This is a genomic window from Aquimarina amphilecti (assembly GCF_900109375.1).
Classification (GTDB): Bacteria; Bacteroidota; Bacteroidia; order Flavobacteriales; family Flavobacteriaceae; genus Aquimarina; species Aquimarina amphilecti.
On sequence record NZ_FOAB01000011.1, the window covers coordinates 1 to 25,894 of the forward strand.

The window sequence follows — 25,894 nt, forward strand, 5'->3', positions numbered from 1 at the left end:
GTATATCCAAATTTTAAACGAGAACGTTGTTGTACAAATATAGCAGCATCTACTCCTGATGGAACAAGATTCCCGAAACCACGTAAATATTCTGCTCTGGGTCTTATGTCTGCATCAATACTTAATTCCTGAGCATTCCCCTTAAATACCAATACTATTAATAGTATGGCATAGTATAACTTATTTTTCATTTCTTAAATTTGTTTGGTGTGAGTATAAGTAATTCTCACAGTTGCTATGTTCTTTTCAATTAATTCTATTAGCTGACGTATTAATTGAATTACAAATCTAAGTATTAATACGTATTTTTAATGTTTTTATTAAATAAAAATACGTATTCTTCTTTTGAGAATTATTAAATTATTGATAGTATTTTTGAATTATTCTTATCTTTGATTGCTAAGTAGTTTGTTTGTAAAGAATACGTAATTAAGTATTAGAAAGTATGGTGAGTATTGTATTGGTAGATGATCATTTTTTAGTTAGGGATGGAATTCGTTCGCTCCTAGAGGATGAAAAGCAATATGAGGTTATTGGAGAAGCTTCTGATGGTAGAGAAGCAATTGAGTTAGTGCAGTCTTTGTGTCCTGACATTGTAATATGTGATATAAGAATGCCCGAAATGTCTGGAATAGAAACAGTAAAAGAGCTTACTACATTGTCAGTGTCTTCTAAAACAATCATGCTGTCTATGCATGATTCTGATGAGTATATTTTGCAATCAATTAATGCGGGTGCAGATGGATATCTGCTTAAGGATGCGGGTAAAGAGGAGTTTTTGAAAGCGTTATCTACAGTAAGTAAAGGAAATAAATACTTTAGTGGAGATGTTTCTTCTATTTTAGTTAAAAATTTACTTAAAAACAGTGATGAAAGCATAAAGGAAAAACCATCAAAATTAGCTGAAGTTGGTAAAAAGGAAAAGAATAATCCGTTTGATCTTACGAAAAGAGAAAATCAGATACTTAAGTTGGCAGTGTCTGGCATGACTAATAAAGATATTGCAGCTGAGTTAGATATAAGTAAAAGAACTACAGAAGTTCATCGCTTTAATCTAATGAAAAAAATGGCGGTTAAAAATGTATTAGAATTGAGTAAAAAAGCCAGAGAATATGATATGATTCCCTGACTCTTAGTTTTTTAATTGGTTGCTACATCTTCATATAAATTAGTGATTTTATTAAAAGATTTTGTTAGTTGGTTTGTAGTAGCGAACATTTCTTGTAAGGTAAAATCACCATTTAATAGACCATTTTTGTTGGTTTGAAGCTTTTCCCAATAGGACATTACAACACCTAATTCTTCTTCTATGTCGGTGCTGTTGTAATTACTGATTAATAATTCTCCAATAGTGTTATCAAATTTTTCATAGGTTTCATTTAGTACTTTTTTATATTCAGGACTATCTCCTTTAAACATAGTAGTTGCGGTATAATATAAACATAGTCGTTGCGATAACATTCGCTGTCTTCCAGATATATTTATAGTCTTAGCTAAATCTTTGTTTTTGTTCTGAAAAAATTGATTATTATAGTTGTAGCTGTTTTCTATACTGATAACTACTTCATTACAGGATTTTAATAAATTGGTATTTGCTTTTACTATTCTTAAGGAATTTTGAGTGTCTGGAGTACTTGCAATGATTGTTTTAAATTCATCCCATAATGTTCTTACTTTTTTTAAAGAAAGTTTGGTGGAACTACTGGAAGCATTTTTTGTAAGTATTTGTAACTGTTTTTCGAAAATAAACTTACTGGAGTTTAATTCCTTTTTTATCGATTGATCGTTAATTCCTTTAGCGGTTAACAAATAAGCTTTAGAAATTTTCTGAGATAACATTCGTTGTTTTCCTGAGATATTTATAGCCTTTGCATAACTGATAGCCCCGTATTTGTTTGATTGAGCTGTTAGGTGTGTATTGAATACAAGGGCAATAAGGATGGTCAATAAAATTGTAGTGCTCTTCTTTTTCATAAGTAAGTTTTTACTTTGTTATTAATTATTATTGGGGTTAACCATATTAAAAGGGGTTTATGGTGTTTTTTTTGTAAAAAAGGTATTTACGCTACAGAGATATATTTATCAAAATACTTATTTTTTTTTGAGAAAACCAAATATTTAGTACGTAGTCCTATTAAATGCTTTTTGTTGTGCTTCTTGAGTTATGGGATTTCCATATTTACGATATTGTTAAACAGTTAAATATTTGTTTAGCAGTTGTTTAACTATTGTTTAAGCATGTTTTTAATATTGCTTTAAATTTTTGACACCCTAGATTGTTGATTCTGTAATTATGGACTCTCTGTATTATTAAATACGTAATTATGAGGTTTAATACTTAATATATTAACTAAAGTATTGTTTTTTATAGGTATTAGTACTTAGTTTGTTTTGTGATAAATAAAACTTAAACTTAAAAAATACGTTAATATGGATGCCTTAGGGAAGTCTACTACACTAAATCTATTAAACTTCAAAAATCTTTCAATTAGAACTTTTTGGATAACTTCAATTGCTTTTTTCTTATGTTTTTTTTCTTGGTTTGGAATTGTTCCTTTTATGCCTGATGTGGTTAGAGATTTAGGGTTAACTCCAGATCAAAAATGGAATTCAATTATTGTGGCTGTTACGGGAACTGTATTTGCAAGACTTTTTATAGGTAAAATGTGTGATAAATATGGTCCTCGAATCTGTTACACTTGGTTGTTGATGTTAGGGGCAATTCCTGTTGTATTATTAGGACTAGTGCAAACTCCAATGCAGTTTATAATTTGTAGACTTTTTATTGGTTTTATTGGAGCTTCTTTTGTGATAACACAATTTCATACTTCTATTATGTTTGCTTCTAATATAGTAGGTACCGCAAATGCAACTTCTGCTGGATGGGGTAATCTGGGAGGTGGTGCAAATCGCCTAGGAATGCCTTTAATAGCTGCTGGAGTGGTGAGTTTTGGTATTGCAGAAACAGAAGCTTGGAGGTATTGTATGGTAATAGCGGGAGTTGTTTGCTTTTTAATGGGGATTGTGTATTACTTTTTTACGCAAGATACACCTAATGGAAATTATAAAGAACTAAAAGTTAAGGGAGAGTTACCACAATCAAAGAAGGATGAGGTGAGTTTTTTGTCAGCGATTAAGGATTATCGCGTATGGATACTTTTTGTAATATATGCAGCTTGTTTCGGAATGGAACTTACGGTATATGGAACAATGGATGATTATCTTCAAAATACATTTCAGTTAGAACGGGTTACAGCTGGAAACCTAGTATTGTCTTTTGCATTGATGAATATTTTTGCTAGAACGTTAGGAGGTTTTTTTGGAGATCGTTTTGGTAGGTTAAAAGGGTTGCGAGGTCGTGTGTTGTTTCTTGCGGTAATACTTGCGATTGAGGGGGTAATGTTGTCTTTATTTTCTGGAATGAATGGATTAACTTTTGGGGTTGTTTTTTTGGTAGGTTTTAGTCTTTCTGTTCAGATGGCAGAGGGTGCCACCTTTTCGGTGGTACCTTTTATAAATAAAAAAGCGATTGGTTCTATTTCTGGTATTGTGGGTGCAGGAGGTAACGTGGGAGCCTTTGTAGCTGCCATGGTATTGAAGTCAAAATCGGCAATAGCAGAGAAGACTGCTATTTTGGATAATCAAGGCCTTGGAGAAGATGTAGTGAATGCAGCGCAAGCTGCTGCTGCTTCACAAGCAGTATCTGAAGGTTATTTTTTGATTGGTATTTTTGTGGTGATTACTGCAGTAGTTTCTTTAGCAATAAAATTTTCTACCGAAGATGAAAAAGCTATACAGAAAGAGATGAAAGGTATTCCTGTGCCGAACTAACTTATGTTAAGTATCAATATAAAAAGGTTTTTGTATGAATAATAAACATTGTTCGTATGAAAGCCTTTTGTTTTTGCTGTACGTTGTTGATTTTTAGATGTTTTGATAAGTTTCTTCTTGACCGTTTTGCGATTCTGTTAAAAATATGCTGCTAATTTTTTATATAAAATAATATTCTCCCTATAATTTTTACAAAACAAAAATACTTATTTAAATACGTAATTTTAACATTTTAATTAAGTATTTATACTTAGTTTTGAAATATTCTATTAGCTGAATCTTTAAAAACTGAATTATGAAAACAATGAATTTTAAAATAGGGATTTTCTTGACTGCAATGATTTTTTTGTCTTGTGGAGGAGAAAAGAAAAAAGAAATAGCATCTAGTGAAGCGAATGCAAAAGAAGATACATCTAAATTGGTAATAGAGAAGCCTCAATTGACTTTTGGATTTATAAAGTTAACAGATATGGCTCCTTTAGCGATCGCTAAAGAGAAAGGTTTTTTTGAAGATGAAGGTTTATTTGTTTCCGTGGAAGCTCAATCAAATTGGAAAAATGTACTAGATAGAGTGATAGATGGTCAACTAGATGGTTCTCATATGTTGGCGGGACAGCCTATTGCAGCTGGAGCTGGTTTTGGTAGACAAGCAGAGTTGGTGACTCCATTTTCTATGGATTTAAACGGAAATGGTATAACGGTGTCTAATGATGTTTGGTCTAAAATGAAACCTAATGTACCACAAGGAGAGGATGGAAAACCAATTCATCCAATTACCGCAGAATCTTTAAAGCCTGTGATAGAGTCTTATAAGAATGAAGGAAAAGCTTTCAAGATGGGAATGGTATTTCCTGTTTCTACACATAATTATGAAATACGATATTGGTTAGCTGCCGCAGGAATTAATCCAGGAATGTATTCTAAGGATAATATTCAAGGACAGATAGATGCAGATGTATTATTATCGGTAACTCCACCACCACAAATGCCAGCTACTCTTGAAGCTGGAACAATATATGGGTATTGTGTTGGAGAGCCATGGAATCAGCAAGCAGTTTTTAAAGGAATAGGTGTTCCGGTAACCACAAACTATGATATCTGGAAAAATAATCCAGAGAAGGTGTTTGTGATGACAAAGAAGTTCGTAAAAGAATATCCAAATACAGCTACAGCAGTTACTAAAGCATTAATTAGAGCTGGTAAGTGGTTGGATACTCCGGGGAATCGTAAGGAGGCAGTTAAGATATTATCGATGCCAGAATATGTTGGAGCTGATGAGGTGGTTCTTGCAAACTCTATGACTGGAACTTTTGAGTTCGAAAAAGGAGATAAAAGGGAGATGCCTGATTTTAATGTGTTTTATAGATATGATGCAACATATCCTTTTTATTCCGATGGTATATGGTTCTTGACTCAAATGAGACGTTGGGGGCAAATTCCTGAAAGTAAATCTGCAGAGTGGTATGATACTACGATTAAAGATATTTATCGTCCTGATATATGGACAAAAGCAGCTAATTTATTGGTGGAAGAAGGGCATTTAGAAGCTTCTGAATTGCCTAAAACGGATGGTTATAAACCGGTAACTACCGATTTTATTGATGGTAATAAATATGATGCTAAGGATCCGATAGGGTATATCAATAGCTTTGGTATTGGTAATAAAGAAAATGTGGAAGGTGTTTCAAGCATTGAGAAATAAAAAGGGGCTCCCTTTTTATTTCTCTTCCATAAAAAATCAAATAATCTTAAATACTTAGTTCGATAAGGTGTTAGGATAATTGGAGAGAAATAAGTTTTTAAAAAAAATAAAATGAAAGATAGGTCAATACATATTCTAAACTTTGTAGGGTTAGGTTTTTTTGAACCTGCTATACGATTAGCTACAGGAGAAGAGATAAAGAAAAATTTAGTTGCTTTACTTAAAAAAGTATTATTACCAATACTGTCGGTAGGATTATTTTTGTTGTTATGGCATTCTGGTGCTACATATCTTTATAATGTTGAAAAAGATGCTAGAATAGAGAAAGCTCTAGCAGATCAGGGAGAAGTTGGAGCTTTGGAAATGCGTACGTGTATAGAATCTGGAGATATTAGTTGTCAACCTAATACATTGCCATCACCAGCGCAAGTTTGGACTGCGTACAAATCATTATTAGCTGATCACGCAGTTATTTCTGATAAAAAAGTAGCTTTTGCAGAAAAAGTGGCAGCAACCAATGCTCAAAGACAAGAACAGGGTTTAGCTGCAATTACGTATACAGGTAGACCATCTTTTGTGGATCAAATTTTTACAAGTTTAAAAACGGTATTTGCAGGTTTCTTGTTAGCATTGTTTATTGCTGTTCCGATTGGTATTATGTTAGGATTGAGCAAAACATTGAGATCTTCAGTGAATTGGTTGATTCAGATATTTAAACCTGTATCTCCGGTAGTATGGTTGTTGTTGGTTTTTATGATTGTAAAAACATTGACTCGTGGGTCTGACTCAGATAGTTCTTTTATAATCTCTTTTATAAGTGTTGGATTGTGTTCTATGTGGGCAACTCTTGTAAATACTAGTATGGGGGTTTCTTCGGTTGATAAAGATTATATTAACGTGGCTAAAGTACTTCAGTTAAGTGTTGCGCAAAAAGTATTCAAGATTATTTTGCCATCATCGTTTCCTTTAATTTTTACGGGTTTAAGGATAACATTATCTGTGGCTTGGATGGTATTGATTGCAATAGAATTATTAGCGCAAAGTCCTGGTTTAGGTTCTTTTGTTTGGGAAGAATTCCAAAATGGTGCAAATGATTCTAATTCTAAAATCATAGTAGCTATGTTTATTATTGGAATTATAGGATTCTTGTTAGACCGTATTATGTTGACTATACAGAAGTTTGTCACTTTTACAGAAGAAACCGCTTAAAATATAAGATATGGCATATATAGAGTTAAGAAATGTATCTAAGTCTTTTGGAGTAGGGAAAGATCGTACCCAGGTGTTATCTAATATTAATTTGGAGATTGAAGAAGGAGAGTTTGTGGCTATTGTAGGTTTTACAGGAAGCGGGAAGACTACATTAATAAATCTTATTTCTGGTTTGTTAATGCCAGACGAAGGTGAGGTTTTATTTAAAGGAGAACCGGTAACTGGACCTGATCACGAGAGAGGAGTAATTTTTCAAAATTATTCATTGCTCCCTTGGCTAAATGTTCGTAATAATGTAGGGATGGCTGTAAAGGAAGCTTTTAATAAAATGTCTAAAAAAGATCGGAATAGGCGGGTTGAGGATTATGTGGAGATGGTGAACCTTTCGCCGGCTATAGGTAAGCTTCCTAAAGAACTTTCTGGGGGTATGAGGCAGAGAGTTTCTGTAACAAGGGCATTGTCTATGAGTCCCGAAGTTATTTTAATGGATGAACCTCTAAGCGCTTTAGATGCTTTAACGAGAGGGAATTTACAACAAGAGATTCTTAAAATTTGGAACAAGGATAAAAAGACAGCTTTGTTGATTACTAATGATGTGGACGAAGGGATCTTAATGGCGGATCGTATTATTCCATTAAAACCGGGTCCTAAAGCTACACTTGGCCCTGAATATAAAATTAATTTAGAAAGACCAAGAGATAAGACGGCGCTTAATCATAATGAAGAGTATAAGCAACTTCGGAATAGTATAATGGAATATCTTATACAAATAGGAGAGCAAAGAGCTTCAAAAAAAGAAAATGATTATGTATTACCAGATATTAAACCGAAAATGAAACCGGCACCTTTTAGAAGATTAAGTTTTAGTTAAAAATAGATTGAAAATGGAGGCATTAGAAAAAGAAGAAGTAGTAAGAAGATCGGATAATGGGTTGTTTGAAGATAAATACATGTTGGATATTTCTCAGTTAACTAAAATTTATCCTACTCCTAATGGAGATTATGTGGTATTGGATGATCTTGATTTAAAAGTAAAACATGAGGAGTTCATATCTATAATTGGTCATTCTGGTTGTGGTAAGTCTACATTACTTACCATGATTGCGGGACTTAATCCTATTTCAAGAGGAACTATAATTGCGGATAATCAAACTATTAAAGGACCTGGCCCTGATAGAGGAGTGATATTTCAGTCACCAAGCTTATTGCCATGGATGACAGCGTATGATAATGTGATGTTAGGTGTTAAACAAGTGTTCGCTCATGGGACAAAAAAGGATAGAGATGATATCGTTAAGTATTATTTAGCAAAGGTAGGTTTAGAGGATGCCATGCATAAAAAGGCGAAAGAGTTGTCTCAGGGAATGCAACAAAGAGTTGGGATTGCACGAGCATTTGCTCTTAAGCCTAAGGTTTTGTTGCTTGATGAGCCTTTTGGGATGTTAGATTCTCTGACGAGAGGAGAATTACAGGATGTACTTATAGAGGTTTGGAATCAAGAGAAAATAACGGCAATAATGATTACGCATGATGTTGACGAGTCTATTTTCTTAGCAGATCGAGTTATTATGATGACTAGTGGCCCAAGAGCTAAAGTTGGAGATATACTTGAAATTGACTTTGAAAGACCTCGTTTAAGAAAAGATGTTTTGGAACATCCTGATTATTATAAGTATAGAGAGCATTTAATAAATTTTTTAGAACATTAAGGTTATTTAAAATGATACTATAGTTTTGTAAAACACTTTATAATGTTGCTATTTTAATAACATTATAAAGTGTTTTTTTTATATGTACATATGTAGTTAGAAGGAAATATGTAAATAATTATTATGGTGTTAAGTGATGGATTTTAAAATTTCACTTATTTAAATTGTAGAATAAATAATTTAAATAATTATTTTTTTGATAAAACATAATTATTTAGTCAATGCCCCTATTTTTTTAGGGGTATTTTGTTTTTATATGTGTTTTATGTATAGATTTGTATTGTTTTTTAGGGGTATTGTTATTTTTGGTTGTTTTTTATTGAATAACACCCATTAAAATATAGGGGTTAATTTTTTATTTAATTTTTAAAAAGTAAAGAGTAAAAAGTATGAATATTGAAGAATTGATAACTGTATCAATTACGGAATTCTTAGATGTAGAGGTTCATAGGGATACCGGGAATCTGGATTTTTCTTCTAAAATAGAAATCGTGAAAAAACGTATTACTAGTAAAGTGAAAAACAGTCCAGATGCTTATGGTATGGTGAATGGTTTAGATGGCTATGAGTATGAAATGTTTTTTAGTAGTAATCCTAATGATATGATTAAGATAGATGGATGGATTCCAATTGATACCAGTAGAATTGAAAAAGCGGATAAGATTAACGAGTATATAGAAATAGGACTGTTAAGAAGAATAGGTAGTTCTTTGAGCTAACAAACATTAGTTATCAAATTCAGGTTAATAGTATGTTATATTAACCTATTTCGCTAAAAAAATATAGTATAAACCCAAATATAATATGAATTATGAAAGTAAATGAATTAATTACAGAAGCTATTACTGAGTTTTTAGATGTAGAGGTGAATGGAGATACGGGTAATTTGAATTTTGCATCTAAAATCGAAATAGTTAAAAAGAGAATTAGTAATAAAGTGAAAAGTAGCCCTGAGTCATATGGGGTGAATAATTCAGGGGTATATGAGTATGAAATGTTCTTTAGTAGTAACCCAAATGATATGATTAAAATAGATGGTTGGTTGCCAATTGATACTAAGAAAATTGAAAAAGCAGATAAAATCACAGAGTACATAGAAATAGGTTTGTTAAGAAGAATTGAGAAAGCTGCTTAACCTATAACGGTATAGTTCACAAATTTTTGTAAAAAAGAACAAGTTTTAAACTCTGTTTAACTAATATTGGTATATTTAATCTAATATTTAATTAAACAGAGTTTATTTTTTATTAGCGATCTACAAGTAGGATTAGCGAATCACAAAAGAATAAATTTGTTACCTAGGGAATAAGAAAACATTCAAAAATATATGGAAATGTATCCATCGATAATTTAGTGTTTGAAACCTTAAAGATCTAGTAGCTTTAAGTGTTTCTTGTGTTGCCGGTTATGAGAAGTCATAACCGGCTTTTTTGTACATATAACTTGATAAAAGTTACAGAGGTAATATCGAATAATCATTTTTTAAAGATGTTTTTTTTATCGAATTCGTAATTTTATTAAGTCTTAGATAGAAAAAGGTTCTGAAGTTATGTTTGATACGTATTAATACTTAGTTTTGATAGTAAACTTAAGTACATTTAAATCGATATATGACTGCATTTAAATCTTATAAAACTACCTGTTCTTATTGTGGTGTTGGTTGTGGAATAATAGCTAAAAAAGATGCTAAAGGAGTAATTACGGTAGAAGGTGATCCTGATCATCCTGTAAATAAAGGCATGCTATGTTCTAAAGGAATGAATTTACATCATGTTGTACAGGATAAAAGTGATCGTATATTATATCCAGAGATGAGGTGGAGTAAGGGACATGAGCTACAACGGGTTTCTTGGGATCAAGCTTTTGATCGTGCAGTAGCAGTCTTTAATACGATTATCAATAAGTATGGACCAGATAGTGTTGGGTTTTATGTTTCTGGGCAATGTCTTACAGAAGAATATTATCTTGTAAATAAGCTTACTAAAGGATTTATTGGGACTAATAATTTAGATACTAATTCTAGATTATGTATGAGTTCTGCAGTTGTAGGATATAAACAAGCGCTAGGAGAAGATAGTGTTCCTATTGCTTATGAGGATATAGAGCTTGCAGATTGTTTTATGATTGCTGGAGCAAACCCAGCTTGGTGTCATCCAATTTTATTTAGAAGAATAGAAGCTCATAAAGAGAAAAATCCGAATACTAAAATTATCGTTGTAGATCCAAGAAAAACACAATCATGTGATATTGCAGATTTGCATTTACAAATAATACCGGGTACAGATGTTGTTTTATATAATGCGATTGCTAAAAGACTTATTGATCGAAAAAGGATTGATAAAAATTTTATTGCTAATCATACAGATAATTTCGAATTATTAAAAGAATCTTTGAAATCTGCGTCGTTAAACGAAGCAGCAAAAGTTTGTGGAATTACAGTAGCGGATATAAAAAAGGCAGCCTCTTTTATTAGTAATGCTAAAGGTTTTATCACGCTTTGGGCAATGGGTTTAAATCAAAGTTCGATTGGAGTAAATAAAAATAATGCACTTTTAAACCTCTCATTACTCACTGGTCATATTGGAAAACCTGGATCAGGTCCTTTTTCATTAACAGGGCAGCCTAATGCTATGGGAGGTAGAGAAGTAGGAGGTATGGCTAATTTGCTAGCTGCGCATAAAGATTTAAGTAATAAAGAACACCGTGCAGAAGTTGCTAATTTTTGGGGAGGAAAAGAAATTTCAGAAAAGCCTGGATTAACCGCAACAGAAATGTTTGATGCGTTAGAAAACGGAAAATTAAAGGCTGTATGGGTTATATGCACTAATCCTTTGGTCAGTCTTCCTAATGCCAATAAGGTAGAAAAAGCACTTAAGAATGCTAAATTTGTAGTAGTTCAAGATATTTCGCATCGCTCGGAAACATTAGAATATGCTGATTTAATATTGCCTGCTGCTGGGTGGGCAGAGAAAGAGGGTACAATGACCAATAGTGAGCGTCGTATAACGTATTTAAATAAAGTAGTAGATCCTCCTGGAGAAGCACTGCCGGATGCAGAAATCCTTTGGAAATTTGCACAAAAAATGGGTTATAGAGGTTTTGACTACACATCTGTGGAAGAGGTGTATAAGGAACATTGCCAGTTGACAAAAGGAACTAATATAGATATTACAGGTTTAAATTATGATCGTTTAAAGAATGAGGGTAGTTTTCAGTGGCCAGTTCCAGAAACAAACCATTCAGGAACCGCTCGTTTATTTCAGAACAAGCAATTTTATACAGACTCTGGGAATGCAAAGTTCGTGATACCAAGATTTACTAAACCAACCTCAGAATTACTTACAGAGAAACATCCATTAATTCTAACAACGGGTAGAGTACGTGATCAATGGCATACCAGAACTAAAACAGGAAAAGTAAACAGATTATTGACTCATATCCCGCATCCTTTTCTAGAAATAAATCAAGTAGATGCTTTTCTTAGGAAAATTAAAGATGGAGATATTGCTGTAGTCGAAAGTAAAAGGGGGAAAGTACAGGTAAAGGTAAAGGTAAGTGATACGATTGGTAAAGGAGTTGTATTTCTTCCGATGCATTGGGGTAAAGTTTTAGGCAATGATTATGGAAGAGCAAATAATCTGACTACTAGTATTATTGATCCTATTTCTAAAGAACCAGATTTTAAATTTTCTGCTGTACAAGTTTCGAAGTTTATTAAAGAAAAACAAAAGATCTGTATTATAGGCGCAGGTACTGCTGCATATCGTTTTATACAAACATATAGAGAACAAAATACAGAAGATGATATTACTGTGTTTTCTAAAGAACCGTATCCGTTTTATAATAGAGTATTGTTACCAGAATATGTGAGTGAAGAACTTACTTGGGAACAATTACAGAAGATGAGAGAAGGCAGTATGGAGTCCCTCAACGTTACTTTGTCTACAAGTAACCCCGTAAATGAGATTAATAGAGAAGAAAAATACCTTATAGATAGTAAAGGGAAAAAACATGAATATGATATTGTTTTAATGGCTACCGGAAGTAGGGCTTTTGTTCCAAAAGAAGTTCCTATTCATTTACCAGGTAGATTTACAATGAGAGATCGAGGAGATGCTGATAAATTGAAAAAATATTTAGAAGAAAGTGGTTTGCCTGAGAATGAACAACATGTTACCATTGTTGGAGGAGGATTGTTAGGCCTAGAACTAGCTGCTGCATTACGCAAAAAGGATGTAAAAATTACTATTATACAAAGGGGTAATAGGTTGATGGAAAGGCAGCTGGATATTATTGCAAGTCGTTTGTTAGCAGAGGATGTTAGAGAAAAAGGGATACAGATTCATTTTGATAATGAAGTAGATACTGTCTTTAATCAGAATTCAAGCTCTTTATTGGTGAACCTAAAATCAGGAAAGTCTTTTAGTTGTAATGCTGTAGTCTATTCGATAGGTACAATCCCTAATATCGATCTAGCAAAAACAGAAGGTATTAATTGTCGTCGTGGTATTATAGTAAATCAGTATTTGCAATCAAGTGATCCGGATATTTTTGCTGTAGGTGAGATTGCAGAATTCGAAGGTAATTTGTTCGGAATTACAGCAGCGGCAGAACAACAAGCAGATATTGTAGCAAAGTATATTTTAGGAGATTTTAGTGCGATATATAGAGGTTCTGTATTTATGAATATTCTAAAGTTTGAAGATCTAGATCTTTGTAGTATAGGTAATATTGATATGCCTAAAGATGATCCATCTTATGAAGAAGTTGTTTTTATGGATGTGGGGAAACGGTTTTATAAGAAATGTATCGTTAAAAATGATTGGTTAGTCGGAGCAATCTTGATGGGAGATAAAAGTGAGTTTGCAGATTTTAAAAGGTTGATCGAAGAGAAGATAGAACTTTCAGAAAAAAGAGAAGAATTGCTCAGATCATCGCAACCTGCTGAACCTGTATTAGGTAAGTTAATTTGTTCTTGTAGTCAGGTTGGTGAAGGCAACTTGGAAGAAGCTATTAAATCTGGATGTGAAGATTTCACTGAACTTTGTATAAAAACTGGAGCTGGATTAGGTTGTGGTAGTTGTAAGCCAGAGGTCAAGGAAGTGTTGAATAATGTAATGCAATTAGCTTAGTTATGGAAGAGTTTATGCATAGAGTAAATATTAAAGGAGGGATTTTATCGCCTAGCGAATTACAACGCATTATTGTTTATGCAGAAGAATTGGGATTAGATACGTTTCATTTTGGATCTAGACAAGATATTGTATTTCCATCTAGAGGTAATACTGGAGCTATAGTTGCTAAGCATGAAACTTTTAATACTGATTTTTTTGCTCCAGAAGCCGAACAAAATATTAGTTGTTCTTATGTTTCTATAGATATTTTTAACTCTACAGTTTGGTTAAGAGGAACTACATATTTATATATTTTAGAACAGTTTCGGTACAAGCCAAAATTAAAAATAAATATAGCTGATCCGCAACAACAAATGGTTTCTTTGTTCTCTGGTGATCTTAATTTTATTGCATCTAGTCAAGAAGATTATTGGTATTTGTTTTTAAAACTACCAGGTTGGGAAGAGGTGTTTTATCCTGTTTTAATTTTTACTTGGGATATAGCTAAGGTAGCTCAAGAAATTGAAAGTATTTATGAAAAAACAAATAATGTTGATGACCTTTTTCAATTCCTCAATGAGAGTATCGATACCAATAATCGAACTATCGAAAAGCCATTAAGTGTTGGTTTTAAGCCATTTCCTTACTATGAAGGAATGAATAAAATGGGGATCAATCAATATTGGTTAGGGCTGTATTGGCGAAATAATAAGTATGATTTAAAATTCTTAAAAGCGCTCTGTGAATTTTGTATAGAATATCGTATTGGTAAAATATGTTTGACACCTTGGAAATCATTTATTATTAAAGGAATTCCTAAAGAATGTAAGTTGACCTTGGAAAAGTTATTAGGGCAGTTTGGTATTAATGTGAGGCATTCTGCATTAGAATTGAATTGGCACTTACCAGTGGGAAGTCAAAAAGCATTAGACCTTAAAAAGTTTTTGGTCATGAATTTTGATCAAAATGATATCAGTACTTATGGAATGACATTTTCTATAAGTATTAGGCGCAAACAAAAAAGATATTTCACGTCCGTAGTTATTGAGGAGAATAAAACACCCGAAGCAGTAAAAGATTTTGTAGTAAGACCTACTTATAATGTTTTATATGCTAAAAATTTTAATCCCAATACTAGAAAATACATTGTATATGCTCAGGATATTGATCAAATGGATTTACCAGGAATATTACTTGAACTAACTAAAACATATTTTCAAAATCTTGGAGAAGGAGATGAAGAAAGCTTTGCTGGTGTTGTTGCAAAAAAAGAGAAAATAGAAGTCGAAGTATTCCAGTGCAAAGAATGCCAAACCATATACGATCCGTCGGTAGGGGATATAGTATCATCTATTCCAGTTGGTACAGAGTTTTCTGAACTTCCAGAATCTTATCAATGTGCATTATGTGATGCTTCAAAAGATAGTTTTGAAAAAATGACATTAGAGATTGTTTAATCGAAACAAACTATTATTTATTGTGAAAATTCCTATTAGGGGTAGTAATATCTTCTTCTACGTATAAGTCAACAATTGTTCGTACCTGACCAGAAAACTGAGCGTGCCTATATCGTAATTGTAAGCTATCTTTAGAGAGGTAAGTAATCTGAAAAAATTTGTGATTTTCCTCGATGTTCATTAATTCAGGTAGTTGATCACTCTTTAGTTTGATGAAATAATGTCCTTTTTTACTTTTAGTGATTTCCCAATCAGCGGTTAAAGAAGGTCCACAATCTCTTTGTTTGTTGTTATTATCTTTAACTGTCATATCTGGAAAATAGGTGTTTCGGTATGATAAAAAACAACCAGCCATATTCATTCTAGTGCCATCGTTATGTCGTTTAGCAATTTTCCATGTTTTGCCAGATGTTCCGGCAATAAGTTCTACTGCATTTTCGGGGATTTGATAAGGTTCTTTGTTTGTATCAGAACAAGAGGACGTTATAATCAATATAAAAACCAAGATTAATAGTGGGTAGTATTTTTTCATGAGTTTAAAAGTTAGTGATTATGCTATATCAAAAATTATTCCGATTTCTCTCTTTTTAAGTGCTTGATATTAAAGATTTCTGTATCATTAATAATCTTTAGTTAATAGTTGTGTAAGTAAATAAGAATTAAAAAGCTATACATAAGTGGTATAGCTTTTTGTATTTTGTGATATGTAACCAATTAGTTCGATATGAAAAAGTCAATCACAGATATTAAAGGAGTAACTACACTTAGTAAAAATCAACAAAGTACGCTTGCAGGAGATTATGAACCTTCATGGCACTACAATTGTTATTCAAGTTATGATTCTTATGACGATTGTTATTGGGAGTTTTACTAATTTGATAAAAACTTTCTTTAGATTCCAGAAATAAACTGCTGGGTGTTTATCATACAAACATTGGAGTCGTCTTAATATTTATTCCTAAGTTCGCAAGGAATCGTTAATTGGTTGTGTCCTTATGAAAGCTGCTACAGTTAGAGAATTAAAAATAGAGTTAAACAATTGTTCACAACAAGAATTGGTAGCGCTATGTCTTCGCTTATCTAAGTTTAAAAAAGAAAATAAGGAACTACTTACGTATTTGTTATATGAAGCTTCTGACGAGGATAACTATATAGCTTCGGTACAAGAAGAAATTACCAAGGAGTTTGGATTAATTAATACCAGTAGCTATTACTACATCAAAAAAAGTGTTCGCAAAATTTTACGTATCAGTAAGAAGTATATTCGATATTCTGGTAAAAAAGAAACAGAGGTAGAGATATTATTGCATTTCTGTTCAGAGTTAAAAATGTTGCGCCCTTCTATTAAGAATAATAGAATGCTAACAAATATTTATGATAGACAGATCACTAGTATTACTAAAACCATAGGTACGTTACACGAAGATTTACAGTATGATTATGAGCTAGTATTGGATTCATTGATATAATATAATATATCCTCCTATCATTTTTATGTTTCTTTTTCTGTAAAATAAATGGGGAATTTTACAACTTTATATACGAAAACACGGGAAAACACTTATAGTATATAATGTTGATTTTTAGTTAGTTTGTATGTGCACAAAAAATAAGTACTAACAATTTTAACTTAAATTAATCATTATGGGTATTAGTATTAGTATTGTTGCTGGGCAAGATCAAGCAGCATCAAGCGTAAATGCAAGTGGATCCGTTCAACATGTGATCACGGATGAAGAAAGAACAACTTTTAAACTAGGTGATAAACAATTAAAAGATGCTGTAAACAAGTATTTCGGAAAGTCTCCTAATGATGCATATTTACATAGTCCGACACCTTGGGGAGATTTATATAAAAAATATAGTTGGCCTCAGGTGCAGATGGTTTTGGTGGTACAAAGCGCTGAAATATTAGGAATCACATCAGAGCCAGTGATTGTGAAAACACAAGATTTTACAAATAACAGTAGTATAAAAGGAACATTTAATGTCGCAATCTCAGAATCATTAAACAATACGACATCCTCTAATTGGAGCACTGGAGGCACCCTAACTATAGGTCAAAAATTTAGTTATGGTGTAAAGTTTCTTGGTGCTGGAGCAGAGGGAGAAACTTCATTGTCATATAGTCAATCTTGGGGAATTGGTGGTCAAGAATCTAAGTCAATTACAGTCGGTTCTACATCTGGAGTAAGTGTAGAGTTAGATCCCGGAGAATCTGTTGTAGCAGAACTTTCTGCTAGTAGAGGTGTGATGAAAGTAAGAATTAAATATAATGCTTATCTGATAGGAAACTCTGCTGTAAATTATAACCCTACGTATAAGAAGCATCATTTTTGGAGTTTAGGAATCGGAGGAGTTATGTCTAAAGGTGGAGTATCAAACTCAGTGCAATCCACAGAAGATATAGAAATTGGATATTATTCTAATTCTAAAATAGAATTAAAGAATAAATTAAGTGGAAAGGTAAAAGCGAGTCACGCATTAGCAGATGCTCCTGCTGGCGAACTTACATTAGCTTAATTAGATATTAATTTTTTTTGTTTTTCCCGACTTCGATAGGGTAGTACTTAATTGTATTGCTTTGTCGAAGTTTATTTATTTTATTATCCTTTTATTAGTTTAAAGATGTAATCAAGTTCACTGTCTTTTCCTTTTATAAGATCTTCTACAGAAAGCATTACCGTACGATCAGGTATTACACCAGAACCTTTAGGTAGACTGGTGTCTTTTACATAATGTGTAATTCGTTCCATAGACATTACCATAATAATCTTAGCGTTAGGTAATTCATAATATACAGGGAATTGACCTGTATGAGAGTAGTAGCCGCCTCCTGTTTCTTCTCCAACCAACAGAATATTTGGATCGTTTTTAGCTAATAAAGCGAGCGCTGATCCCGCAGAAAATGTAGTGCCACCTGCTAACATATACACTCTTCCTTGAAATTTATTTTTATTAGGTACCATCATAGTTTCTAAATCATCAAAATCAAGTTTCCAGCCATTATATTTAGGGTGGTTATAAAATTTGTCTTTTAAAAACTCTTTCTCTCCATAGTTTCGAGTTACATATGCGCGTTCAGGAATTTCCAAAGATGATACAAATGCACTAGTTCTTTGTTTGTAGAGTTTATCTGTAATAAAAGAAAAAAGATTAACAGAATTAGGTCTAAAGCCTCCATTATTATTCCTAATGTCAATAATGAGATGCTTTACTTTCTTTTTTTTAATTTCTTTAAAAAGCTTTATTAAACGAGATTTGAATGCCCTGATATCTACACCAAAGGAGTTAACAACCAATACTGCCGTTTTTAAATCATCTCTGTAGTATACAAAAGGTTCTTTAGTGTTAATATGTTTCGAAAAGAAAGCTACTTTATCAGTAGTGCTATGATAGTTAGAAAAATAGGAGTTACGATTGATGTTTCTGTGCTTGGCATTCACAAAAGAATCTGCAGCTAAGGTGATTTTTTTTTCATTACCATCTGGTGTTATATACTCAATAATATACTCTTTTTGTACGCCATATTCATACATATAAAACAATCCGAATTTCAATTCGATATCTCTATACTTTCTGGTAAGATTATGCCCGTCTGTAGGAGCATATTTTTTTAGGGCTTCTAGGATAGTAGTAGTAGGTGTATTATTAATACCAACTACTTTTGATCCGATTGGTATATCAAAATCATCTGTATCTATATAGAATTCTGCTTGGATGATTTTAAGTATTAATGGAAAATAGTATTGTGTAGTATTTAAACTGTTAGGAGCAAAAAGTAACAAATGTCCATCTTTAATTTGGTCAGTAATTTGCTGCATTTTTTTAAATAACTCAATGTCTTCAATATCCTCAGATAAAGATTCTTTTGTAATACTTAAAATAGAATCTAGTGTTATTTCATCAATATATTCATAAAGTGCAGGATGTCCTTTTTTTAATATGTTTTCAAAGATTTTAAAATCTTCTTGCGCTTTTTCTGGTGTGAGTGTTTTTTGAGCAAAAAGTGAAGTAGATATGGTAATAAAAAATACAATGCACCAAATGCGATTCATGCGATAAATTTTGATATACAATTTTTAAAGACGTCACTTGATGAAAAATGTGACAACTTCTTATTTCCCTTAGGTGTAAAAGTAAGAAATTAGATAGGAGAAGTAATTATTTAGAGTATAAAAAAACAGGTGCTTTCTTAGTACCTGTTTTTCCAAATTACTTATGTAAGTATGTTAATTTAATTTTCGTAATTGTTTCTTTATTTTTCGAATTGCGGATTCTATAGATTTTTCTGGTTCTATTACATTATATTCTCCCCAGAATTGTGGATCCGAGAAACCAGAAGCTTCATCACTAATTACTACTGTGGATTTTAAACGATCTCTAGCTCGTAAATTTTCGTTCTCAGGATTCTTTTTCCAATCAGTAACCGCCATTTCAATATTTAATTTGTACGTGGAATTAAACAATTTTTTCTTCCAGTTTACTTTAAACACTAAATCAATCTTTCCATATCCATAATACCATTTCCCATTTTTTTCTCTATAATTCATATTATAAGTAGCAACAGTAGGGTATACTTTGGCTCTGGAAGGTTTTTTTCTAACAAATAATTTACTAGCTTCCTCTCTGTCATCTAATTTAAGACTAAAAACAGCTTTTGTTAATGCTAATGTTTCTGAATCGATATATAACTTTCCATAATAATAAAGATCTTGGATATAAGGCTTTTGTTTGAACTTAAGGACATATATGTACCGATCATTAATTTTAGTAGATTTATCAAAGCTAAATTCATAAATTTTTAAAATGTCTTCGGTAAATAGAAGATCAGGATTTTTCATTACATCAATGAATAAAGTACTTGATGGTCCTCCTTGAAGTTTTAGGGTAAGCGTATCTAGTTTTTTGTAATCAGCACTTTTTCTTGCTTTATAAAGCTTAATCACATCATTTTTATCCGAAGCATACGGTTTTTTATATACATCTACAACAGCTTCAGAGAGAGATACGTATGTTCTCCTTCTTTTTATGGTTTCTCTATAAAATGCAGTCATAATAGTATTATCACTTTGATAATTTGAGCCACGTTTTTTCATTACCGCTTTAATAAGTGCTTCCGGATCTCGAGGATCAATATTTATTTCTGTAAGTTCTGTGATTGATGCGGATAATTGGATTTTTGTTTTGCTTCCTTTTAATGTAGAAAGTGAAACTATTTTATCTTTATATCCTAAAAAGGAAACAGTAATATTGGCACTTGCATTACTTTTTGGAACTTTTAATAAAAATTCACCTTCGCTATTCGTAATTGTTGAAATATTAGTTCCGTTTAAAGAAACTGTTGCAGAGATTAAAGGATCGTTAGAAGTTTTGTCTACTACAATTCCTTTGTACCCATTGTAGTTTAGTTCGTTTTGGATACCTGTATCTTGGAACAAGCTAAATGCTTGAAGATTATTAGAATATCCAATAATTAAAAATATGCAAAGTAAAAAGGTAAAACCATTTCTACTTAAAAAAGTACTTTTTCTATCCATATTATATTCGTTCAGTTAATACTATCATTCTTAAGTTTTGAGGTAGAATGTAAAATATACAATATACTAAATTTACCGATGAATTTTGATGTACAATAGTTAAAAATGAGCTAATTATGAGTTTCTTGATGCTAGCTTTTGTGATGGACAAGAAAATAATTCTCAAGGAATTATTGTTGGATCTTGCTTTAAGATAATAAAAGAATATATAAATAGATTAGTGATATCCGCTATGATCACCAAACCAGTTTTTAAGTTTTATATTTAGTATTTCTGTGGTAAAAGGTTTGGTTATATAATCATCCAGTCCTTTTGCTATAAATCGTTCTGCATCTCCAGGCAATGCATTAGAAGTAATTGCAATTACCGGAGGTACTTTTTTATATCCTTGACGGATAATTTTACAGGTCTCTACACCATCTAATTCTGGTAAATTGATATCCATAAGAATAAGGTCATATTTGTCTTCCTCAAACATTTCTATAGCTTTTTTACCAGTCTTTGCTACATCCGCTGTACATCCTAAATATTTAAGAATCTGCTTAGAAACTAAAATGTTTGTTTCCGAATCTTCTACTAATAATGTGTGAAGATTAAATTTTTGATCATTACTTTTATCAAAGGCTTTATCCACGGACGGTATAACGACATTCGATATTTTGGTTTTAAAAGTAAACCAGAAGTTACTTCCTTTTCCCACTTCACTATGTACTCCTAATTTACCATTCATTAGGTCTACGAGTTTTTTACTGATAGTAAGTCCTAAACCTGTTCCTTCTCCAACAAGTATAGCTTCATTATGAACTTGACTAAACCGATTAAATAATGATTCTTGATCTTTTTTACTAATACCAATTCCAGAATCAATGACCTCTATCTTAAAGGTTAATTCTTCCCCTTTTTTAGAAATTAAAGATGATTTTACTGTTATAGTACCTTCATTTGTAAATTTAATCGCATTACCAATAAGATTTGATATCACTTGCTTCAATCGATTATCATCAGCGTGGATTTGTTCAGGTAATGTATCTGGATATTCAGAAATTAGATTAATGCCTTTAGCTTTGCTATTAGCTAAGAATAAATCAATATTTTGATGTATTAATTTTTTAAGATTAATTCCTTTTGGAGATAAAGAAAATTTTCCTGCCTCCATTTTAGATAGGTCAAGAATTTGATTTAGAATGTCTAATAAATTCTGTGAGGATTGATGAATAGTACTTACATACTCTTTTTGTAAATCATCTAGTTTTGTGTTTTTAAAAAGTAAATCAATCATACCAATAACTCCTACCATAGGAGTTCTGATTTCGTGACTCATATTTGCTAAAAAATCTTGTTTAAATTTTGAAGCTTGAAGAATTTGTTGATTTTTCTCTTTTAACTTATCTAAATTACGACCACCAAACATAGCAAAAAGTCCCAGGAATAGGGGAGCGGTATCAATAATATAATGTATTGGGTAGTTTTTTTGTACAAATAAGATAGATTCTAAAGAAAGTTCTAAGTTTAATTTAGAAATATCTATACCGGTGGCAACAATCGGAAATATCAATCCGAATAATATCCCGTAAAAGGTATATTTTGCAGCTTCAGATTTTAACCATGATTTTTGATTCATAGATGGTTTTTTGACTACGATCTTACGTTAGTTAATCATCCGATAAGGTTATTTTGGGGCCTTACTGGGATATGTGCTAAATATAGGGGTTTTTTTATAAATGAATAATATTGTCTTTTAGATGCTAACCGCCAATACTAATCATACTTCTATTTTTAGAATGTAGTTCGGGATTCTCTAATTTATCTGGAGTATCCATTCCGCCTCTAGAAGCGAATTTATGCTGTAATGCTGATTGTATTATTGGAAATATTGATTCTTGCGCTCTAAGAGGTTTTAGTAGAGAAAATTCATTATCAGAAAACAAGCAGTTTTTTAGTTTTCCATCCGCAGTTAAACGAATTCGATTGCAGGTATCACAAAAAGGATTCGTAACAGAACTTATAATAGCAAAACTGCCTTTATATCCATCAATTTTATAGTTTCTAGAAGTATCGTTAGGTGAGTCTGTTAATCGTTTAAGCTGCAAAGGAAACGAATAATTTACCTTGTCTAATATTTCTTGTTGGGTAACTAATTTATCCATATTCCATTGATTGCCATCAAAAGGCATAAATTCAATAAAACGAATGGTAAGATTTTGATTCTTTGTTAAATTAATAAAATCAATGATTTCGTCTTCATTGAAATTTTTTATCAAAACAATATTTAGTTTGACATTAAAACCTTTTTTCTGAAAAAGCTGAATTGTATTCCAGACTTTTTCGAATTCATTTCGACGAGTAATCTTCTCAAACTTGTTTTTGTGTAGTGAATCAATACTTATGGTAATAGTAGTAACATTGTTTTCTTTTAACAGAGGAAGAAAACGTTCCGCTAATACTCCATTAGTGGTAATTCCTAATTCTACAGGTAATGCGGCTAGTTTCTCTAAAATTAATGGAAAATCTTTTCTTACCATTGGTTCTCCTCCAGTTAATCTGATTTTAGTAACTCCAATACTTACGAATTCTTTAGCAATAGTAAGGATTTCATCTGCTGTCATCAGATGTTCTTTAGGTCTTAGAGGTATTCCATCAGCAGGCATACAGTAAGTACATCTTAGATTGCATCTTTCTGTTAATGAGATTCTAAGATATGTATGTGAACGACCGAGACTATCTGTTAATATGTTCTGATTATCTATATCCACTTTTAATTATGATTCATTTGCATCGTGTTTAGCACCTTTAAGTATTCTGAATGTATGTAATACAGCAGGAAAAATAGCTTCCATAGATTCTTTTGCTCCATTTGTAGATCCTGGTAAAGCGAGTACTAATGTTTCTCCTATCACTCCAGCGACACTTCTAGAAAGCATAGCATAGGGCATACGGTCTTGTCCATAATTACGAATTGCTTCTTCGATTCCTGGGATACGTCGTTCTATTAATGGAGTTAGAGCTTCGGGGGTTACATCGCGTGGAGATAATCCGGTACCACCAGTAAAAATGATAAGGTCACTACCAGCCTCCTTTAATGAGTTAACTTGCTGTTGAATTTCATGTATCTCATCAGGAATAATAACATAGGTATTAATTGTAACTCCGCATTGTTCTAATTTTGTTATTATTGCTTTACCTGCTTTATCCTCTTTGTGACCTGCAGAGATAGAGTCAGAACATACAACAACCCCAGCAGTAAAAGGTTCCCCATTATCTTTATAGCTCGATTTACCACCTTTTTTACGAAGCAGTTTGATCTGTTGGATTTCTACATTTTTATCTACAGGTTTTAGCATGTCATACATCGTAAGCGCAACTACAGACGCACCATGCATTGCTTCAACTTCTACACCAGTTTTATAGATAGTTTTTACAGTCATCTCAATTGTGATTTCCAGATTGTTGATTTTGTAATCTATCGCTGTATATTCTATTGGTAATGGATGACAATCCGGAATCATATCGCTAGTTCTTTTAACTGCAAATAAACCTGCAGTTTTCGCCATTTCAAAAACATCTCCCTTAGGAATACTTTTAGATACAATTGCTTCTATAGTTTCTAAGTCTCCTACTTTAACAATAGCCTGCGCTACTGCAGTACGAAGTGTGTTGTTTTTATGTGTGATGTCTACCATTCTTAATTGTTTACTTTCCAAACATGAGTTTCGTCTTCAAATATTTCTTTGCCAAAGACGGGAACATCTTTCTTGATTTCTTCTACTAAAAACTCTAACGCTTCAAAAGCAACTCTTCTATGGGGAGCTGATACAAATACGAAAAGGCAAATTTCACCAGCCTTCACCTTACCCAAACTATGATAAATATGCATACAGGTAAGATCATATTTACTAAAAGTCGCTTCACGTATTTCATGAAACTTTTCTTCTGCCATATCTTTGTATGCAGAATATTCAATAGCCTGTACAATATTTCCCTCAATTTCATCAGCTCTTACTTGACCTAAAAAAATATCATGTGCACCAATTGATGTTTTGATTTGATGTTTTTCAATAGAGTTAGCTATAAAACTAGGTTTTATTGGTCCCTCTATAAAAACAGTTTTTCTTTTTTTCATTTGTTATTCTTTTTTAACCGCCAGAAAATGGAGGTAGTAGTGCTATTTCATTTTTGGTATTAAGTAAGACAATATTTGATTTAATTTCTTTATCAATTGCTATCTTAAATGATAGGTCCTGTAATTTTCTGTATTTGTCTTTAAGTAAGTTTTCTAATTGATCTACGTTACTTCCTTGTTCTAAGAAGATCATTTCTTCTTGACAATTGGTGATTTCAGCAATCATCCCGAAATATAAAACCTTTAATTCCATTGTGTTGCTTCTTTATATTGTTTTGGTGTATTTATATTTTTTATAAAAGGAGCTATGCTTTCTTCAATAGGAATGCTTTTTACCTTTAATGCAGATAATGTTTGTTTTAAACTTAAGCGTTTTGTGTTTATACTTTCAAGAAAAGTATTAATGACAGATTTGTTGTATAAAGTGATCAATGGTATATCTTGAAAAGTAATTACATCAAAATTAGATTCATATGAGGCAATAAGTTTATTAAAAACTAAGGAATCAATTAAGGGGACATCACAACTAAGTACTAAGTTGTGTGCTGTTTTGGTGTGTTTTAGACCAGTATATATGCCTCCTACAGGCCCCAAATTAGGAATAACATCACTAATACAAGGATATCCAAAAATTGTATACTCTGGATTGTTAGTTATGATTAGAATTCTGTCCGTAATTGATTCAATTGCCTTAATAATATGATATATAAAAGGTTTGCCTCTATGCAACTTTAAGCCTTTGTCTTGTCCCATTCTACTGCTTTTACCACCGGCTAGTATGATTCCTGTTATGTCCAGATCTTTCGTAGAACTCATAACTGTAATTCTTTTAGTTGCTGATCTAAGAAATCCCAGCAATTTTTGTTAATATTTTCGAATGCAGAAATCATTTTTAGCCCATATTCAGTGATTTTGGTACCGCCACCGCCGCTTCCACCAGTATTGGTAATAACGACTGGAATTGAAGCGTTTTTATTGATAGAATCGACTAAATTCCAAGCTTTCTTGTAAGACATTCCAAGAGATTTAGCAGCTTTCGATAGAGATCCTTCTAGTTCTATGGCTTTTAGGATTTTAATTCTTCCTTCTCCTAAAAAGACACCTTTATCTCCTTCTATCCATATCCTGCTTTTTATTTGGTACATGTTGGGCGTTGTTTCCTGCAAGATATAACGAAAAAAATGAAGAATAGACTCTTTCAGAAATTTT

General features: G+C 32.1%; 24 protein-coding genes and 1 pseudogene. 13 read left to right on the forward strand and 12 right to left on the reverse strand.

Annotation, left to right across the window (positions count from 1 at the left end):
* Positions 1-191 (reverse strand): annotated as a pseudogene (locus BMY33_RS21815) (alginate export family protein); the annotation flags it as partial.
* A 254-nt stretch (positions 192-445) separates the two neighbouring features.
* Between BMY33_RS21815 and BMY33_RS21820 the strand changes: the two are divergent.
* Positions 446-1,129 carry a response regulator gene (locus tag BMY33_RS21820; protein ID WP_091412463.1) on the forward strand — a complete coding sequence of 228 codons (684 nt, stop codon included), beginning with the start codon at positions 446-448 and terminating at the stop codon, positions 1,127-1,129.
* Positions 1,130-1,140: 11 nt separating this feature from the next.
* Here the strand turns inward: BMY33_RS21820 and BMY33_RS21825 are convergent, their stop codons facing one another.
* On the reverse strand, positions 1,141-1,974 hold the full coding sequence (locus BMY33_RS21825; protein WP_091412464.1) for a type IV pili methyl-accepting chemotaxis transducer N-terminal domain-containing protein: 834 nt from the start codon (positions 1,972-1,974) through the stop codon (positions 1,141-1,143).
* A 456-nt stretch (positions 1,975-2,430) separates the two neighbouring features.
* Here BMY33_RS21825 and BMY33_RS21830 point away from each other — a divergent pair, with 456 nt between their 5' ends.
* The 9 genes from BMY33_RS21830 to BMY33_RS21870 all read left to right on the forward strand — a co-directional run bounded on the left by BMY33_RS21830 (position 2,431) and on the right by BMY33_RS21870 (position 15,025).
* Complete coding sequence (locus BMY33_RS21830; protein WP_091412466.1) at positions 2,431-3,831, forward strand: MFS transporter; 1,401 nt, start codon at positions 2,431-2,433, stop codon at positions 3,829-3,831.
* Between the two features lie 295 nt (positions 3,832-4,126).
* Positions 4,127-5,533 carry a CmpA/NrtA family ABC transporter substrate-binding protein gene (locus BMY33_RS21835; RefSeq protein WP_091412468.1) on the forward strand — a complete coding sequence of 469 codons (1,407 nt, stop codon included), beginning with the start codon at positions 4,127-4,129 and terminating at the stop codon, positions 5,531-5,533.
* A gap of 111 nt (positions 5,534-5,644) precedes the next feature.
* The gene (locus BMY33_RS21840; protein WP_091412470.1) at positions 5,645-6,742 is read left to right on the forward strand and encodes an ABC transporter permease; all 1,098 of its coding nucleotides are present in this window, start codon (positions 5,645-5,647) and stop codon (positions 6,740-6,742) included.
* A 10-nt stretch (positions 6,743-6,752) separates the two neighbouring features.
* Entirely contained in the window at positions 6,753-7,616 is an 864-nt protein-coding gene (locus BMY33_RS21845) for an ABC transporter ATP-binding protein (protein ID WP_091412472.1), read from the forward strand.
* A 13-nt stretch (positions 7,617-7,629) separates the two neighbouring features.
* Entirely contained in the window at positions 7,630-8,454 is an 825-nt protein-coding gene (locus BMY33_RS21850) for an ABC transporter ATP-binding protein (RefSeq protein WP_091412474.1), read from the forward strand.
* A 389-nt stretch (positions 8,455-8,843) separates the two neighbouring features.
* Entirely contained in the window at positions 8,844-9,173 is a 330-nt protein-coding gene (locus tag BMY33_RS21855) for a hypothetical protein (RefSeq protein WP_091412475.1), read from the forward strand.
* Positions 9,174-9,265: 92 nt separating this feature from the next.
* Positions 9,266-9,589 carry a hypothetical protein gene (locus tag BMY33_RS21860; RefSeq protein WP_091412477.1) on the forward strand — a complete coding sequence of 108 codons (324 nt, stop codon included), beginning with the start codon at positions 9,266-9,268 and terminating at the stop codon, positions 9,587-9,589.
* Between the two features lie 475 nt (positions 9,590-10,064).
* Positions 10,065-13,586 (forward strand): nitrate reductase, encoded by a 3,522-nt coding sequence (locus BMY33_RS21865; RefSeq protein WP_091412478.1) that lies wholly within the window; start codon positions 10,065-10,067, stop codon positions 13,584-13,586.
* 2 nt (positions 13,587-13,588) lie between these two features.
* Positions 13,589-15,025 (forward strand): rubredoxin, encoded by a 1,437-nt coding sequence (locus BMY33_RS21870; RefSeq protein ID WP_091412480.1) that lies wholly within the window; start codon positions 13,589-13,591, stop codon positions 15,023-15,025.
* Positions 15,026-15,038: 13 nt separating this feature from the next.
* On the opposite strand, the gene BMY33_RS21875 is transcribed toward BMY33_RS21870, so the two are convergent.
* Positions 15,039-15,557 (reverse strand): lipocalin family protein, encoded by a 519-nt coding sequence (locus BMY33_RS21875; RefSeq protein ID WP_091412482.1) that lies wholly within the window; start codon positions 15,555-15,557, stop codon positions 15,039-15,041.
* Between the two features lie 192 nt (positions 15,558-15,749).
* Between BMY33_RS21875 and BMY33_RS23635 the strand changes: the two genes are divergently transcribed.
* The 3 genes from BMY33_RS23635 to BMY33_RS21885 all read left to right on the forward strand — a co-directional run bounded on the left by BMY33_RS23635 (position 15,750) and on the right by BMY33_RS21885 (position 17,548).
* Positions 15,750-15,899 (forward strand): hypothetical protein, encoded by a 150-nt coding sequence (locus tag BMY33_RS23635; protein ID WP_170837151.1) that lies wholly within the window; start codon positions 15,750-15,752, stop codon positions 15,897-15,899.
* 121 nt (positions 15,900-16,020) lie between these two features.
* The gene (locus BMY33_RS21880; RefSeq protein ID WP_091412484.1) at positions 16,021-16,494 is read left to right on the forward strand and encodes a hypothetical protein; all 474 of its coding nucleotides are present in this window, start codon (positions 16,021-16,023) and stop codon (positions 16,492-16,494) included.
* Between the two features lie 175 nt (positions 16,495-16,669).
* Positions 16,670-17,548 carry a follicular epithelium yolk protein subunit gene (locus BMY33_RS21885; protein ID WP_091412487.1) on the forward strand — a complete coding sequence of 293 codons (879 nt, stop codon included), beginning with the start codon at positions 16,670-16,672 and terminating at the stop codon, positions 17,546-17,548.
* Positions 17,549-17,631: 83 nt separating this feature from the next.
* Here the strand turns inward: BMY33_RS21885 and BMY33_RS21890 are convergent, their stop codons facing one another.
* The 9 genes from BMY33_RS21890 to BMY33_RS21930 all read right to left on the reverse strand — a co-directional run bounded on the left by BMY33_RS21890 (position 17,632) and on the right by BMY33_RS21930 (position 25,830).
* Complete coding sequence (locus BMY33_RS21890) at positions 17,632-19,083, reverse strand: S41 family peptidase (RefSeq protein ID WP_091412489.1); 1,452 nt, start codon at positions 19,081-19,083, stop codon at positions 17,632-17,634.
* A gap of 174 nt (positions 19,084-19,257) precedes the next feature.
* A complete protein-coding gene (locus BMY33_RS21895) occupies positions 19,258-20,565 on the reverse strand; it encodes a carboxypeptidase-like regulatory domain-containing protein (protein WP_091412490.1) in 1,308 nt (435 codons plus the stop codon).
* Positions 20,566-20,782: 217 nt separating this feature from the next.
* A complete protein-coding gene (locus BMY33_RS21900) occupies positions 20,783-22,186 on the reverse strand; it encodes an ATP-binding protein (protein WP_091412492.1) in 1,404 nt (467 codons plus the stop codon).
* 124 nt (positions 22,187-22,310) lie between these two features.
* Positions 22,311-23,318, reverse strand: a complete 1,008-nt coding sequence (gene moaA, locus BMY33_RS21905; RefSeq protein WP_244543077.1) for a GTP 3',8-cyclase MoaA — start codon at positions 23,316-23,318, stop codon at positions 22,311-22,313.
* A 6-nt stretch (positions 23,319-23,324) separates the two neighbouring features.
* Entirely contained in the window at positions 23,325-24,245 is a 921-nt protein-coding gene (moaCB, locus tag BMY33_RS21910; RefSeq protein ID WP_091412494.1) for a bifunctional molybdenum cofactor biosynthesis protein MoaC/MoaB, read from the reverse strand.
* Positions 24,246-24,247: 2 nt separating this feature from the next.
* Positions 24,248-24,685, reverse strand: a complete 438-nt coding sequence (locus tag BMY33_RS21915) for a molybdenum cofactor biosynthesis protein MoaE (protein ID WP_091412496.1) — start codon at positions 24,683-24,685, stop codon at positions 24,248-24,250.
* Positions 24,686-24,698: 13 nt separating this feature from the next.
* Complete coding sequence (locus BMY33_RS21920; RefSeq protein ID WP_091412498.1) at positions 24,699-24,938, reverse strand: MoaD/ThiS family protein; 240 nt, start codon at positions 24,936-24,938, stop codon at positions 24,699-24,701.
* A complete protein-coding gene (gene mobA / locus BMY33_RS21925; protein WP_091412500.1) occupies positions 24,929-25,501 on the reverse strand; it encodes a molybdenum cofactor guanylyltransferase in 573 nt (190 codons plus the stop codon). The genes BMY33_RS21920 and mobA overlap by 10 nt, the downstream gene beginning before the upstream one ends.
* Complete coding sequence (locus tag BMY33_RS21930; protein WP_091412502.1) at positions 25,498-25,830, reverse strand: winged helix-turn-helix domain-containing protein; 333 nt, start codon at positions 25,828-25,830, stop codon at positions 25,498-25,500. Before BMY33_RS21930 ends, mobA begins: the two co-directional genes overlap by 4 nt.
* Positions 25,831-25,894: the final 64 nt, after the last annotated feature.

Coding starts and splice junctions, on each gene's coding strand:
- BMY33_RS21890 (WP_091412489.1), bottom strand. CDS start 19,083: ATGAATCGCATTTGGTGCATTGTATTTTTTATTACCATATCTACTTCA.
- BMY33_RS21835 (WP_091412468.1), top strand. CDS start 4,127: ATGAAAACAATGAATTTTAAAATAGGGATTTTCTTGACTGCAATGATT.
- BMY33_RS21860 (WP_091412477.1), top strand. CDS start 9,266: ATGAAAGTAAATGAATTAATTACAGAAGCTATTACTGAGTTTTTAGAT.
- BMY33_RS23635 (WP_170837151.1), top strand. CDS start 15,750: ATGAAAAAGTCAATCACAGATATTAAAGGAGTAACTACACTTAGTAAA.
- BMY33_RS21870 (WP_091412480.1), top strand. CDS start 13,589: ATGGAAGAGTTTATGCATAGAGTAAATATTAAAGGAGGGATTTTATCG.
- BMY33_RS21850 (WP_091412474.1), top strand. CDS start 7,630: ATGGAGGCATTAGAAAAAGAAGAAGTAGTAAGAAGATCGGATAATGGG.
- BMY33_RS21915 (WP_091412496.1), bottom strand. CDS start 24,685: ATGAAAAAAAGAAAAACTGTTTTTATAGAGGGACCAATAAAACCTAGT.
- BMY33_RS21920 (WP_091412498.1), bottom strand. CDS start 24,938: ATGGAATTAAAGGTTTTATATTTCGGGATGATTGCTGAAATCACCAAT.
- BMY33_RS21875 (WP_091412482.1), bottom strand. CDS start 15,557: ATGAAAAAATACTACCCACTATTAATCTTGGTTTTTATATTGATTATA.
- BMY33_RS21825 (WP_091412464.1), bottom strand. CDS start 1,974: ATGAAAAAGAAGAGCACTACAATTTTATTGACCATCCTTATTGCCCTT.
- BMY33_RS21895 (WP_091412490.1), bottom strand. CDS start 20,565: ATGGATAGAAAAAGTACTTTTTTAAGTAGAAATGGTTTTACCTTTTTA.
- BMY33_RS21930 (WP_091412502.1), bottom strand. CDS start 25,830: ATGTACCAAATAAAAAGCAGGATATGGATAGAAGGAGATAAAGGTGTC.
- BMY33_RS21845 (WP_091412472.1), top strand. CDS start 6,753: ATGGCATATATAGAGTTAAGAAATGTATCTAAGTCTTTTGGAGTAGGG.
- BMY33_RS21820 (WP_091412463.1), top strand. CDS start 446: ATGGTGAGTATTGTATTGGTAGATGATCATTTTTTAGTTAGGGATGGA.
- BMY33_RS21885 (WP_091412487.1), top strand. CDS start 16,670: ATGGGTATTAGTATTAGTATTGTTGCTGGGCAAGATCAAGCAGCATCA.
- BMY33_RS21865 (WP_091412478.1), top strand. CDS start 10,065: ATGACTGCATTTAAATCTTATAAAACTACCTGTTCTTATTGTGGTGTT.
- BMY33_RS21855 (WP_091412475.1), top strand. CDS start 8,844: ATGAATATTGAAGAATTGATAACTGTATCAATTACGGAATTCTTAGAT.
- moaCB (WP_091412494.1), bottom strand. CDS start 24,245: ATGGTAGACATCACACATAAAAACAACACACTTCGTACTGCAGTAGCG.
- BMY33_RS21830 (WP_091412466.1), top strand. CDS start 2,431: ATGGATGCCTTAGGGAAGTCTACTACACTAAATCTATTAAACTTCAAA.
- BMY33_RS21880 (WP_091412484.1), top strand. CDS start 16,021: ATGAAAGCTGCTACAGTTAGAGAATTAAAAATAGAGTTAAACAATTGT.
- BMY33_RS21840 (WP_091412470.1), top strand. CDS start 5,645: ATGAAAGATAGGTCAATACATATTCTAAACTTTGTAGGGTTAGGTTTT.
- mobA (WP_091412500.1), bottom strand. CDS start 25,501: ATGAGTTCTACGAAAGATCTGGACATAACAGGAATCATACTAGCCGGT.
- BMY33_RS21900 (WP_091412492.1), bottom strand. CDS start 22,186: ATGAATCAAAAATCATGGTTAAAATCTGAAGCTGCAAAATATACCTTT.